10 protein-coding genes are annotated in these 13009 nt (G+C 53.8%); 6 read left to right on the top strand and 4 right to left on the bottom strand.

What is annotated here, in order from left to right; all coding sequences use genetic code 11:
* Positions 1-8 precede the first annotated feature (8 nt).
* Both V0288_RS01040 and V0288_RS01035 read right to left on the bottom strand, forming a co-directional pair.
* Positions 9-734 (bottom strand): DUF502 domain-containing protein, encoded by a 726-nt coding sequence (locus V0288_RS01040; RefSeq protein ID WP_332863137.1) that lies wholly within the window; start codon positions 732-734, stop codon positions 9-11.
* Between the two features lie 256 nt (positions 735-990).
* Positions 991-2100, bottom strand: a complete 1110-nt coding sequence (locus tag V0288_RS01035; protein ID WP_332863136.1) for a Gfo/Idh/MocA family protein — start codon at positions 2098-2100, stop codon at positions 991-993.
* A gap of 377 nt (positions 2101-2477) precedes the next feature.
* Here V0288_RS01035 and V0288_RS01030 point away from each other — a divergent pair, with 377 nt between their 5' ends.
* Both V0288_RS01030 and V0288_RS01025 read left to right on the top strand, forming a co-directional pair.
* Positions 2478-3425 carry a DUF6208 family protein gene (locus V0288_RS01030; protein ID WP_332863135.1) on the top strand — a complete coding sequence of 316 codons (948 nt, stop codon included), beginning with the start codon at positions 2478-2480 and terminating at the stop codon, positions 3423-3425.
* 448 nt (positions 3426-3873) lie between these two features.
* Positions 3874-4740 (top strand): PEP-CTERM sorting domain-containing protein, encoded by an 867-nt coding sequence (locus V0288_RS01025; protein ID WP_332863134.1) that lies wholly within the window; start codon positions 3874-3876, stop codon positions 4738-4740.
* A 134-nt stretch (positions 4741-4874) separates the two neighbouring features.
* Here the strand turns inward: V0288_RS01025 and V0288_RS01020 are convergent, their stop codons facing one another.
* Both V0288_RS01020 and V0288_RS01015 read right to left on the bottom strand, forming a co-directional pair.
* Complete coding sequence (locus tag V0288_RS01020; RefSeq protein WP_332863133.1) at positions 4875-5312, bottom strand: DUF4079 domain-containing protein; 438 nt, start codon at positions 5310-5312, stop codon at positions 4875-4877.
* Positions 5313-5538: 226 nt separating this feature from the next.
* Positions 5539-6900 carry a DUF3370 domain-containing protein gene (locus tag V0288_RS01015; protein ID WP_332863132.1) on the bottom strand — a complete coding sequence of 454 codons (1362 nt, stop codon included), beginning with the start codon at positions 6898-6900 and terminating at the stop codon, positions 5539-5541.
* Positions 6901-7517: 617 nt separating this feature from the next.
* On the opposite strand from V0288_RS01015, the gene V0288_RS01010 reads away from it, so the two are divergent.
* From V0288_RS01010 to V0288_RS00995, 4 genes are all read left to right on the top strand, one after another.
* Positions 7518-8882: a CmpA/NrtA family ABC transporter substrate-binding protein gene (locus V0288_RS01010; RefSeq protein ID WP_332863131.1), complete on the top strand. Its 1365-nt coding sequence runs from the start codon at positions 7518-7520 to the stop codon at positions 8880-8882.
* 122 nt (positions 8883-9004) lie between these two features.
* Complete coding sequence (gene ntrB / locus V0288_RS01005) at positions 9005-9832, top strand: nitrate ABC transporter permease (protein WP_332863130.1); 828 nt, start codon at positions 9005-9007, stop codon at positions 9830-9832.
* Positions 9833-9908: 76 nt separating this feature from the next.
* Positions 9909-11927, top strand: a complete 2019-nt coding sequence (locus V0288_RS01000; protein WP_332863129.1) for an ABC transporter ATP-binding/substrate-binding protein — start codon at positions 9909-9911, stop codon at positions 11925-11927.
* An 80-nt stretch (positions 11928-12007) separates the two neighbouring features.
* Entirely contained in the window at positions 12008-12859 is an 852-nt protein-coding gene (locus V0288_RS00995; protein WP_332863128.1) for a nitrate ABC transporter ATP-binding protein, read from the top strand.
* The last annotated feature ends 150 nt before the right edge of the window (positions 12860-13009 follow it).

Here is a 13009-nt window from a genome sequence, read left to right as displayed (position 1 = left end):
TGGAAAGATTACACGGGATCGTCGATCGCCACGAGCGGGGCGTTAGCGGCGCTACGGGTTTTGGAAAAATCGATCGGTAGGGAGGGCGCGGTGTTGGGACTGACGATCCCTCCGGAGATTAAAATTTTAAACGCGTCCTCGATCGAGAGGTCGAGGGTGATGGCTTCCTCTTCCGGAACGATCGCGTACCATCCGGAGGTGGGATTGGGGGTGGTGGGGATGAAGACGCTGAGGCATGGTTTCGCGAGGTTGGCTTGAACGGAGGGAGCGATCGTTCCCGTGACGAAGCCGATACTCCACACCCCCTGACGAGGATATTCTATCATGACCACCCGGCGAAACTTACTTTTCGAGTCTTTGAACAGGGTTTCGAGGATTTGTTGCAGGGTTTTATAGATCGCTCCCGCGAGGGGGATCGAGGCGACGATATTCTCCCCGGTATCGAGTAACCAGCGTCCGGCGATGTTGCGCGCCATCAGTCCGATCAATAAGATGGCCAACAGGGGGACGCTGAAACCCACGGCGATATTTAATAGGTTCGCGGTGAGGGGATCGAGATTTCCGAAAGGATTGAACTGTTTGGGGATGCTGGTGAAAAAGTCGATCGCCCAGAGCGCGACGGTGTAACTCAGCCATATCGTTGTCGCGAGGGGGATAACGACTAATAATCCCGCAATTAGGTCGTTTTTGAGATCCTGCTTGATTTTTCGAGCGATCGATTTCATTCCCGTCATCGCCGTCCTAACTCCTGAAATAGAAAACTCACCCGATCTCCATTCTCGACGATCGCGAAGAATTGTGACAAGGGTTGACAATCGAGCGTTGTCGTGAGCTTATCGGGTGAGCTTTCCCGCGCTCTCTTCACGGTCGCTGATGATTGGCTCGAAATCGATCGGTAGCGGGGAAGATAGAGAACATACCTTCGCCGTCCTCGCCGATGAAAACTACGGACAAGTGCTTAATTTTCTGCAAAAAAAGGGCTAACGCACCTTATCCCAGTAAAAACGCATCCAAATCCGGGACATCCACGCGTACACCTCGCCGGTGGGATTCGTGGCTAAGATCCATTAATAATTGCGAGTGAGTGCCTTCTCGTAGCGAGGGGGTTAAGGATTCGCCGAGATCGATCGATTCTACCAGTCGATCGACCACCCGGATAAAGGGCGCTAACCGGCCGTCGGTAAACACCCGCGGGAAAGCCAACCGTTTCGGGATCTCCACTTCCGAGAGAGATTGCCCCGCGGGAGCTACAAACAGTCGGAAACCATGCACGTAGTCCTTCAAATTATCGCTACCTAGCACGATCGTTCCCTTATCCCCGTATATTTCCACCCAATGTCCCCGACCGGCGCGGGCGACCGAACTGATCGACAGTTGACAGGGGGTTCCCTCGTTCAATTCCAAGGTGATCAGGCAGGTATCGTCCGCGGTGACGGGTTTTAACACGTTCCCCTCTAACGGATCGGGACGGTAGGGAATGGCACAACTTAAATGAGCGGATAAACGCCGAATCGGGCCGAATAGCCAGTAAATATAGTCGAAAGCGTGGGAACCGACCGCCCCTAACGCGCCGCCTCCCATTTCCTCGCGCGCGTACCAGTTCCAGGGTCGATCGCTATCGGCGCGACTGGCGACTAACCAATCGATGGTAATCAGCCGGATCTCGCCGACATAACCCTGTTGCAAATATTCGGCGAGGAGTTGCCACGCGGGAATGAAACGGAACTCGAAATCGGCGATCGCTACCCGATTTCTCTCTCGGGATAGATGATATAGTTCCCGAGTTTCCCCGGCGTTGAGCGTGAGGGGTTTTTCTAGTAAAAGGTGTTTTCCCGCCTCTAGGGTCATTTTCGCCATCTCGTAGTGCAAAAACGGCGGCGTGGAGATACTGACGACATCGACATCGGGAGAGGACAGAATATCGGTTAAATTGTCGCTCGCGAGAGGGATTCCGTGTTCGTCAGCGATCGCTCTCGCTTTGTCTCGATCGCGGTGGTAAACGGCGACCACTTCGGTACGCGGGTGTTCTTGAAATCCCGGTAAATGGATTTTCTGACCGAATCCCGTCCCGACGATCGCTACCCCGATTTTATCCGTCATAGTTCCCTGTCTCTAGCTCGACTCTGTATCATACCTCGATCGGGAGACGGAAGGCGGGAGGTAACGGGCGAGAAATCTTCAATTTCCTGATTATACGGGTCATAGTATAGTCAATTTCGGGAGCGTGTAAGGGGGGTAGCGTGTAAGGGTTAGGCGATCGTGTCCGAATCCTGTAGCGGCCACGATCCCGCCAAACGGTTCGATAAATCGATCGAGGGTTCGATCGATTTCTTCCCGAACGCCAATTACCAAATCCCCGGAATCGCAATTTCTAAAAATGTTTTAGTTCTTTCAGGGGTTTGCTGTATTGTTTTCTGGATTTTTCCTCCCGGCTCCCGAACACTCCCGAAAAATTTTCAATCGCCCTTCGAGGTCTCATGAAATATCTAGAAATTCCTTTAGCGGTTTTATCCTTTTTGTTCTACAAGGGGATGAAATTCCTGATCGGTAATCTTTACACCCTCTATTTAATAAAAGATCGGGAAAAAGCCTCGCGATGGCGGATTCTATCCGAGGAAACCCTTCGATCGCCCCTGAGTGTTCCCGTCCTGATGACCAAAGGCCCGCGCTGGAACACCCACGCCATCATCGGAACCCTCGGTCCCTTCGCGGTCAGAGAATCGATCGCCGTTCATTTACCCACCTTAAAAAATTCGGCGAAATCCTGGATTTTGGTGATCTATAGCTTTCCGGACTACGAGACGATCACCAATCTCGATTCTAATCAGATCGATTCGCTGGAAGAATGGATAGAGATCCCCTTGAAATCGGGTCGGTATAGTATCGGGTTACGGTATTACGATCGAACCCCCCCGATCGTTTTCCCCGAGGTTAAAATCGACGGTTCCCCCCTCGCGGAAGTAATAACTGTTTCCGAAAATATCAACGATTTTTGTCGGGATTTAATTCGGCGAAAGAATGGGTTTTATCTGGCACTGCACTATTATATTTACACGATTTTGAAATATCGGGAATCCCTGGGGGAAGATTTTGTCCGACGGGAATATTTACCCGTGGGCGCGCCGGATACGGAGTTTATCTACGATCGATTGGACGGGGGACAAGTCTTAGAACTAGAAATCGAACCCTCGATCCTGGAGGATTATTATGTCTTTCTCACCCTGTACGATCGATCGAGTTTGCCTGTCGCTTCCGGCCGGGTAACGGAAGGCGAATATTGTAGCGAGAGAATGGAAAATAACGGCTATTACCTGATCCGTTTACGACCTCGATCGAGCGGGAAAGAACGCGAGATCCGGTCTCGAAAAGCAAGTTCCGACCCCTCCAGACAACGATTAGCGATCCGAGCGCGAGAAGAGCGGTAATCTCTGGACAGAAAGGAGAGTTCCCGCGTTGAAAATATCAGGAATACCTGACAGATCGATCGAGGTAAAACGGGAAAAGGCCGGACGTTGCCACGACCCCGGATCGGGGTAAACAGGGAGAAAACGCGGGTCTGGCGCGTTCTTTTCCCGAGCCGAAAAACTTTCTCGTCCCTGAAAAGCGAGGGGCGATCGGCGAGACCAACGATCGACCTCTACCGAGCGCGTTCTTCCCGGTCGCGTGTCATGAAATCATTAAAAAATTTAAATCTATTACCCTAGATAAATAAATAATAAAATTTGCGACAATTTGTGTTACCCGTGTTATCATCGTTGCACATTCGCTACATTGCCCATCTCAAAATTGATAATTTAAAACGAGTAAATCGGTAAAAAAATGCGCCAAATAAATCGAATTACCGTGGGGACGATCGCCACAATATCGTCCGCTATGGCTTCTTTTTCTGCCGCACCCGTTCGTGCGGCCAATTTAATTCAGTGGATCGATCCCTTTACCTCCGATGGGGGAGTGAGCGTGAGAGGGACTGTTTCCCCTGCCTCTAGCGTTTCCGCCGATGCCTCCACCGAAATTTCTAGCGCCCTTCTCGGGAATGTCACGAGAACCATTACCGCGACAAAAACCGCCGGGCTAAAATCGCGCTCCCTCGAAGCGATCGTGGACTCTTCGAGCAACCAATTCGTTTTTACCGCGACCAACGGGGTTCTCGGGAACGCGCTGACCGATTACGGAACTTTCACGTCCAAGGACTTTACTGTCGCGGGCGCGGCCGATCGTATCCTGCTCGACCTCGATAGCCTGTTGCTCTCCTCCTCGTCTACCCTAGCTTTCACGTTGAATTTCACCGACAGTGACAACACGGTGGGAACGTTACGCCGGGACTTTACCGCTAGTGTGACGACCCCTCAAACGTTTTCGCTCCTTTTTTCGGACGCGACGGCCAGCGGGGGAAATGGCGTTCTGAACTTTGACCGGATCACCGCTTTTTCCTTCTCGATCGCGACGATCGGTAGCGGCTCTTTCGACAGCGCTCTCAATCCGATCGGTTTGGGTAGCGCTTCTTCTCCGCTTCCCCCTCCGGTCGCTCCCCCACCTCCCCCGACTAGCGGTACTAATCCTTATTTCGGCATCGTTATTCCCACGTCTCCCACTTCTCCGACCGGGCCCACTTCTCCCACCGGACCGACCGGACCCACCGCGCCTAGTATCCCGGAACCCTCGATGATACTGGGCTTGGTCGCGATAGGAACGTTCGGAATCGCTTCCCGACGCAACGCTCGCGGGAGTTCACGAATGTAACGCTCGGGATTTTTTGCCCGTGTTTTAATTCTCGCCTAACGTCAGTTCGGGATAAGCGATATTCGCCAGTATTTCGCCGAAAAATCGGGATTTTAGCCCGAGGTCGAAATCCGGCAACTTATCCCGAACTCGCGTTATGGGAGGTATTTTTGTACAACCGTCCAGCCGGTGAGAGAAACGTAGAGAAAACCGAGCAGTAAAAGAACGTTCGTCCCGATATGTAGGAAACGGACGAGGGGTTTGTCGGGATGGATATTCAGACCGCTGACCGCGGCGACGAGGACGAGGAAAACCACCGATAACCCGGCGAACAGATGGGGAGAATGGCCGAGATTGCCGTAGTGTCCGATCGTGCCGATCAGTCCGATCGCCAGTAAGAGTAATACCAAACCCACGAGAATTACGCCGATGGTTATATGAAGGGGACGGTTCCAGACCGGCCGAACCTGTCCCGCGAGACGACGATACCCCAGATTCACGCCCGAAACCGCCAGTAAACTATAGGCGAACAGCGATAAACCCATCGACCAGGCGGCGATTTTCCATAACCAGAGAAACGAGGGTAAGTCCATGCGAGGGGAGAGATTTTAGAGCGCGAGGGAATTGAAAATCGATCGACGCGCGGGACAAGTAAAGACAGCCCATTATAAACGATCGAAAAAGCGATCGAGCGCTTCGGCGATCGATGTACTCGCTAACCGGGGAGCGGATCGGGCCGCGATTCGCGAAAATCACCACCACGAGCGTCATTTTGGGGAAAAGCGGGAAATACGGGCTATAGGAAACATTTTCCCTCGATCACTCTAGGGTTTTCACCGTTAATACTTGGGGTGGGGTCGCGTCGGGGGGATAGAGAAAATCGAGTTGTACCTCTCGCTGTTGTCCGGGGGGAACTTCCACGGTGACGAGGGGTTGTCCCTGTTCGCCCTCGCGTTGGACGAGGTGAAAATAGCGCTCCTGGGTGCGGAAACTCGCGTCGCGATAGCTAACCCGAACCGTACCGCGGAAAAAGACCGGCCCGCCGACGGATTGAACGAAAAAGAGGCGATCGCTGTAATCGTCCTCTTTGACGGGAGTTTGAATCGAGAGGGCGATCGTTTTCGTTTCCGAGGAGTTGTTATAGAGGGGGAGGGTGAGGTAATAGTGTACGCCGTAATTGCCGTGGGCTTTCAAGGCGGTATCCGGATAGCGCACGAGCATCGGGGCGCTCTGGATCTGACGGGTGCCGAAGGTGGCGGCGGTCACGGTACTGAGGGGATAGGCGAATCCGCGGCCTTTTTTCGGGACGGTGAGACGGGTTCCCCCGTTCGGATCGACAATCCGGGTCGCCCATTCCGAACCGACGGAGACCCCCGCGACCCGTCCGTAATAATTCGGTCCCTGTCCCCATTTTTCCGGGGGGGTGGGGGAGTAATCCCTGGGGGCGACGAGATCTCCCCGGACGAGTAACGCGCGCCATTCTTCGAGGGTGGGGGGGCGGAGGGCCTCCACCTCGGTATTCTCGATCGAGGTTTTCTGGGAGACCTCGTAGTGCGCGAGATTGGCCATGTAGACCGGACCGCTACTGTAGAGACGCATGAGGGTCGATCGGGCGCTACTGCGGGGAATCAAAAGTTGAAAAAGCATCCGACTCTCGCCGGGAGGAATGACGATCTGATTGGGAAACTGACCGTCGTGGCGACGGCGCAGGATATCCCCGGCCAGTCGCGATCCCGGGCCGGAAAAAACTTTTCCCGCGGGATCTTCCACCACCGAGGGGAGATCGACAAACGGCGCGTCCGCCGCGGTCACGTAACTCACCCCTTGCAGGATACGGATCACCACCGTTTTCGAGGTGGGATTGGTAACGATTATTCCTTGATATAGATTGCGTTGCGGGTCCGTCGGTCGGGCGATGTGGTGGGTGAAGATATCGAAACGACCCTCTAGGGATTGATTGAGGTGGGCGACGGGGAAACGTTTTCCGGTTCCGGGGAAGGTGGAGAGGAGGATTCCCTCCTTCGGCACGACCTCGGGACTGTTGCTATTGAAAACGAGAACGTCATTGAGTTGGCCGGGAAGCGGCCGGATGTCTTGGTACTCGGTAACGTATTGACGCTCTAGGGAGGGTAACACCGAGGCCGATTGAGCTAGGAGAAGAGAGGGAAGAAGGGAAAGCATACGCTCTGGGAAGAAGTAGTCAACACACTAGGGAGATAGCTTACCGGTAATTCGAGATAACGGGAATAAGCGAGTTTGACAGTACAACCGAATAAGAATCTTAATACATTTTTAAGGCTCTGTCTAGCTGAAGCGATGTAATTCTGACGGAATCGGGTTCGCTCGGGTTTCCCGATCGACACTATCGAGAACGATCGATAGACAGAATCGAGGATGCTCGATGGAAAGTTCCGCTCGCGATTATCCCGACGGAGGGCGATGGATCTCTCGATGGATAGAATCGATAATTCTCGATGGAAAGGGTTCCGCGATCAAGCCCGATCGATGCCTGTCATTGATATTCCTGAATGACCCGGATCGGTTGAGGGGCGCGAATCCCAGTCCTGGCGAGGATCTTAATCAACGCTTATCGATCGAATTAAAATTTTCTTCAAAAAATTCGATCGCTAGTTAATTATTTTTTCAAAATTCCGCTACACTTATCTATTAAGTTCAATCAATCAAAAACATTCCATAGCTGATTTTCTATAGAAGGGACTAGAAGCTAGGCCCGGCAGGGTTTTCTACGCCCGTAACTCGGTAGACAATCTCGATCGACAAGCAAGCAGGAGGATTCTGTGTCTAATTTTTCGCGACGGAAATTTTTAACGACGGCGGCGGTGTCCGCGGCCGGGGCAGTTGTCCTCAAAGGATGCGTGGGCAATCCCCCGTCGTCGGATACGGCGGCGAATACTTCGGCTCCGGCCGCTTCCCCGGCGGCCGGTGGTAGTGCGGGAGCTACCGGGCCCGCGCCCGAAACCACGAAAGTCAAACTGGGCTATATTCCGATCTTCGAGGCGGCCCCTCTCATCATCGCCCAAGAAAAAGGATTCTTCGCCAAACACGGTATGACCGATGTGGAAATCTCCAAACAAGCCAACTGGGGGGCGGCTAGAGACAACGTGGAAATCGGTGCCGCCGCGGGCGGGATCGACGGGGGCCAGTGGCAGATGCCCATGCCTTACCTGATCTCCGAAGGTTTGATCACCAAAAATAACAACAAGATCCCCATGTACGTGCTGGCGCAACTCAGCACCCAGGGAAACGGGATCGCGATCGCCAACAAGCATGAAGGCAAAGGGATCGAGCTCGATCTCAAAGGAGCGAAAGATTATATTGTCGGCCTCAAAGCGTCGGGAACCCCCTTCCGGGCGGCCTACACCTTCCCGAAAGTCAATCAGGATTTCTGGATTCGTTATTGGCTGGGGGCGGCGGGAATTAATCCCGATACCGATGTTAGCCTGATGACCGTTCCCGCGGCCCAGACCGTGGCCAACATGAAAACGGGATCGATGGACGGGTTCAGTACGGGCGACCCCTGGCCGGCCCGGATCGCTACCGACGGCATCGGTTTCCTGGCCGCGTTAACCGCCGACATCTGGCCGTACCACCCCGAGGAATACCTCGCGATCCGGAAAGACTGGGTAGACGCGAACCCCAACGCCACCAAAGCGGTTCTCAAAGCGGTGATGGAAGCCCAACAGTGGCTCGATCAGGATGCGAACCGGACGGAAGCGGCGGCGATCCTGGCGAAACCCGCTTACTTTAACCTCAAAGAGGAACTGATCGCCCTTCCCCTCAAAGGTAATTACAAGTTGGGAGACAAGAAGGCCGACGTTACCGAGAAAAATAAAGGCGTACTGTACTGGAAAGACCCGAAAGGTAGCGTGTCCTATCCCTACAAGAGCCACGATCTCTGGTTCCTTACCGAGAGTGTGCGTTGGGGCTTTTTACCGAAAGACTATATGGCGAAGGCGAACGGCCTGATCGATTCGGTGAACGGCGAGAAGTTCTGGAGAGAGGCCGCTCAAGAACTGGGGGTTCCCGCCGCGGATATCCCCACTAGCACCTCCCGCGGTGTCGAGAAATTCTTCGATGGCAAAACCTTCGATCCCGCCAATCCCCAAGCCTATCTAGATAGCTTGGCGATTAAGAAGATCTAACTCGAGCGATCGAGGGGAAAATTTCTTCTCGATCGTTCTTCAAAAAGTGTCCTTTTTCTGTACACTATTCATCAACCCGACCACGATCCCGAAGACTTTATTAAACAGAGGAAAACGGCAAAATGGCAAGTAGCGTTCGAGTCAGCAATAACGGATTCAATTTCAGTAAATTCTGGAAGAAAAACTCGGGAAATATCATCCCCCCGATCATCGGTATTCTCGGCTTTCTAATCGTCTGGCAGTTAGCGTCGATGACCGGGATCATCAAACTCCCCCCTCCGACCTCGCTCATCACCGACGAGCGTACCCGTGTCTATCTTCTCTATCCTTTCTTCGATCGCGGGGGGACCGATAAAGGTCTTTTCTGGCAAACCCTCGCGAGTCTTCAACGGGTATTGATCGGTTACTCCCTCGCCGCCGTCGTCGGGATCGGCGTCGGCATCATGATCGGTCTCAATCAATTTTTAAATAAAGCCCTCGATCCTCTCTTCCAGTTCCTGCGTACCGTTCCTCCCCTCGCGTGGGTTCCCCTCGCGCTGGCCGCGCTACAACAGAACCAACCCGCGGCGCTCTTCGTGATCTTCATTACCGCCGTCTGGCCGATCCTGATCAATACCGCGGTCGGCGTGCAACAGATCCCCCAAGACTATATCAACGTCAAACAGGTTCTCCAGCTATCGCAGAAAAAATTCTTCTTCAAGATTCTCTTTCCCTCCGCGCTTCCCTACATCTTCACCGGTTTACGGATCGCCATCGGTCTGGCGTGGCTCGCGATTATCGCCGCCGAGATCGTTATGTCGGGGATCGTCGGTATCGGTTTCTTCATCTGGGACTCGTACCAGAACAACTACATTAGCGATATTATCCTCGCGCTGATCTGGATCGGGGCGGTGGGTCTCATCCTCGATCGCTTCATGGCCTGGCTTCAAACCCAGATCGTTAAACAATAAGCGAGCGGTACGAGGGACAGTCTCTCCCTCCCCTCGTTCTCGTCCATCCCAATGATAATTACAAGGTAGTAAAGCGATGAGTCTGTTTGTAGCGGTAGATAACATTGATAAGGTATTCTCCCTGAGCGGTGGAGGGGAATACGTCGCCCTCAAGGGGATCGATTTACAGATTAAAAAAGGGGAATTCATCTCGCTGATCGGTCACTCCGGTTGCGGAAAATCCACCCTATTAAATATGATCGCCGGGTTAGACCTACCCACCGATGGCGTGGTCACTCTCGAAGGCAAACAAATTAAAAAACCGGGGCCCGATCGCATGGTCGTGTTCCAGAACTACTCCCTCCTGCCGTGGTTGACGGTGCGGGAAAATATCGCCCTCGCCGTCGATGAAGTTCTTACCCAACTTTCGGAAAAAGAACGTCAGGCGGAAGTGGATAAATATATTAAAATCGTTAACCTTTCCCACGCGGTCGATAAGCGGCCCAACGAACTTTCCGGGGGGATGAAACAACGGGTAGCGATCGCCCGCGCCCTCGCCATCCGTCCCAAACTCCTGCTGTTAGACGAACCCTTCGGCGCGTTGGACGCGTTAACTAGGGGGAATCTACAGGAACAACTGATGCAATTGTGCGAGGAATACCAGATCACCGCGGTGATGGTCACGCACGATGTGGACGAGGCGGTTCTACTGTCCGATCGCATCGTCATGCTCACCAACGGCCCCGCGTCGAAAATCGGCGGCATTCTGGAAGTGGATATCCCCCGTCCCCGCAAACGGATGGAAGTGGTGGAACACCCCAGTTACTACAGCCTCCGAAGCGAGATCATCTACTTCCTCAACCAACAGAAACGGATCAAGAAACTACGGGCCCGCAAGGTGGAAGTGATCGCGCGTCACGGTTTGGAAAAAGTCAATCTAGAGATCGGTTTCGTTCCCCTGACCGCGTGCGCGCCCCTCGTGGTCGCGAAAGAAAAAGGCTTCTTCACCAAACACGGCCTCGATGAAGTGAATTTGGTGCGGGAAACCAGTTGGCGCGGTATCGTGGACGGTCTCGCCGGGGGATTCCTCGACGGCGCTCAGATGCCCTCCGGGATGCCCACCTGGTTAACCGTGGGCGGTCATCAGGATCAACCCCTACCGATCGTCAGCGCGCTCACCATGACCCGCAACGGCAACGGGGTCACTCTCGCCCAACGTTTCTACGAACAGGGAGTGATCGACGGGACGGCATTGAAACGGATGCTCTTGGAATCCGACGAGCAACGCCACATTTTCGGGATGGTTCATCCCTCGTCGATGCACAACCTCCTACTCCGCTACTGGTTAGCGGCCGCGGGTATCGACCCCGATCAGGACGTTCACCTCGAAACGATTCCCCCCGCGCAGATGGTCGCCGACCTGAAAAACGGCAGTATCGACGGTTACTGCGTCGGTGAGCCTTGGAACCTGCGCGCCGCGATGGAAGGGATCGGCTACACGGTGGCGACCGATCTGGAAATCTGGCAGGGTCATCCTGGAAAAGTGTTAGGCGTGCGGGAAGATTGGTCGAACGCGTACCCGAATACCCACGTCGCCCTCGTGAAAGCGCTATTAGAAGCCTGCCGCTACTGCGCCGAGGAAGCTAACCAGCAGGAAATCCGGGAAATGCTGGCCCGTCGCGAGTACCTCAGCACCAGCGTGGACTATATTCAATTGGGCGATCCGGACTTCTACTCTTGCAGTCTCGACGAGCCGATGAAGGAGTACGCGCACCATATGTTCTTCGGTGAGGGTGTGAACCGTCCTAGCCGTACCGAACACCTCTGGATGATGACCCAGATGGCCCGTTGGGGACATATTCCCTTCCCGCGTAACTGGGTGGAGATTTTAGAGCGCGTCTGTCGTGTCGGCGTGTTCAGTACCGCGGCCCGCGAGTTGGGTCTCGGAGATATTAAATACCGCCGTACCCCGATCCGCCTGTTCGACGGCATCGAGTTCGACGCGGAAGACCCGATCGGCTATCTCAACAGTTTACAGATCAAGCAGAACGTGACGATGGCGGAGATTGCCATAGATGCCCGTCCGATCGCTGGCGATAGTCGTAAGATCGCCTAGGAAATTAAAGTCGGGGGACCCCTTCCCCCTTTTTTCCTTTCTCCCATACACTATTTACCAAATCACGACGAAAACGAACGATGTACACTACCGGAACTCAAACCACTAACGCTGTCAATCTCAAGACTCAAGCCCCCGCTAGAGAAGCTTTCGTCTCGATCGAGGGAGTGTCCAAGGTTTACCCCACCCCGAGAGGCCCCTACACCGTCCTCAAGGATGTCAACCTCAGCGTGAACGAGGGCGAATTTATCTGCGTGATCGGTCACTCCGGTTGCGGTAAATCGACGTTATTAAATATGGTGTCCGGTTTCGCGACCCCCACCGACGGGACGGTGAAAGTCAACGGCAAGAAAATCACCAAGCCGGGGCCCGATCGGATGGTGGTGTTCCAGAACTACGCGTTATTACCCTGGCTGACGGTGTTCGAGAATGTCTATCTCGCGGTAGACGCGGTTTCTCCCAACGCGCCGGAAGCGCAAAAACGGGCGATCGTCCGGGAACATCTGGCGATGGTGGGGCTATCGGAAGCGATGGAGAAAAAACCGACGCAGATTTCCGGGGGGATGAAACAACGGGTCTCGATCGCCCGCGCGCTCTCGATCCGTCCCGAAGTGCTGATCCTCGACGAACCCTTCGGCGCGCTGGACGCGATCACCAAGGAGGAATTACAGGAGGAGTTATTGAAGATCTGGCAGGACAAACGGTGTACGGTGTTAATGATCACCCACGATATCGATGAGGCGCTTTTCCTCGCCGATAAACTGGTGATGATGACCAACGGGCCGGAGGCGAAAGTCGGCGAGGTGATGAAGATTCCTTTCCCCCGTCCGCGCGATCGGGAGAGAATCATGGAAGACCCCGAATACTACCGTCTCCGTAACTACGCTCTCGACTTCCTTTATAATCGTTTCGCTCACGATGACGTTAGCTAGAGCGAGAGGATTTCGTTCGTCGGTCGAAGCGATTTAATCGGGGAAACTCTCTTAAATCGCTTCTATAATCTTGATTTTTTATTAAAAAATTTACAATTCAGTGTTTAAGAAATTAGAGAAATTAGCGATCGCTTTTGTCAAACAATTTCG

The sequence above is a fragment of the Pannus brasiliensis CCIBt3594 genome, from assembly GCF_036688125.1.
Classification (GTDB): Bacteria; Cyanobacteriota; Cyanobacteriia; order Cyanobacteriales; family Microcystaceae; genus Pannus; species Pannus brasiliensis.
The sequence above is the reverse complement of the archived record's forward strand: the minus strand, read 5'-3'. Positions and strand labels throughout refer to the sequence as shown.

Bases quoted from the DNA above. Each gene is read 5' to 3' on its own strand.
- V0288_RS01040 (WP_332863137.1), bottom strand. From the start codon at position 734: ATGACGGGAATGAAATCGATCGCTCGAAAAATCAAGCAGGATCTCAAA.
- V0288_RS01025 (WP_332863134.1), top strand. From the start codon at position 3,874: ATGGCTTCTTTTTCTGCCGCACCCGTTCGTGCGGCCAATTTAATTCAG.
- V0288_RS01030 (WP_332863135.1), top strand. From the start codon at position 2,478: ATGAAATATCTAGAAATTCCTTTAGCGGTTTTATCCTTTTTGTTCTAC.
- V0288_RS00995 (WP_332863128.1), top strand. From the start codon at position 12,008: ATGTACACTACCGGAACTCAAACCACTAACGCTGTCAATCTCAAGACT.
- V0288_RS01015 (WP_332863132.1), bottom strand. From the start codon at position 6,900: ATGCTTTCCCTTCTTCCCTCTCTTCTCCTAGCTCAATCGGCCTCGGTG.
- V0288_RS01000 (WP_332863129.1), top strand. From the start codon at position 9,909: ATGAGTCTGTTTGTAGCGGTAGATAACATTGATAAGGTATTCTCCCTG.
- V0288_RS01035 (WP_332863136.1), bottom strand. From the start codon at position 2,100: ATGACGGATAAAATCGGGGTAGCGATCGTCGGGACGGGATTCGGTCAG.
- ntrB (WP_332863130.1), top strand. From the start codon at position 9,005: ATGGCAAGTAGCGTTCGAGTCAGCAATAACGGATTCAATTTCAGTAAA.
- V0288_RS01020 (WP_332863133.1), bottom strand. From the start codon at position 5,312: ATGGACTTACCCTCGTTTCTCTGGTTATGGAAAATCGCCGCCTGGTCG.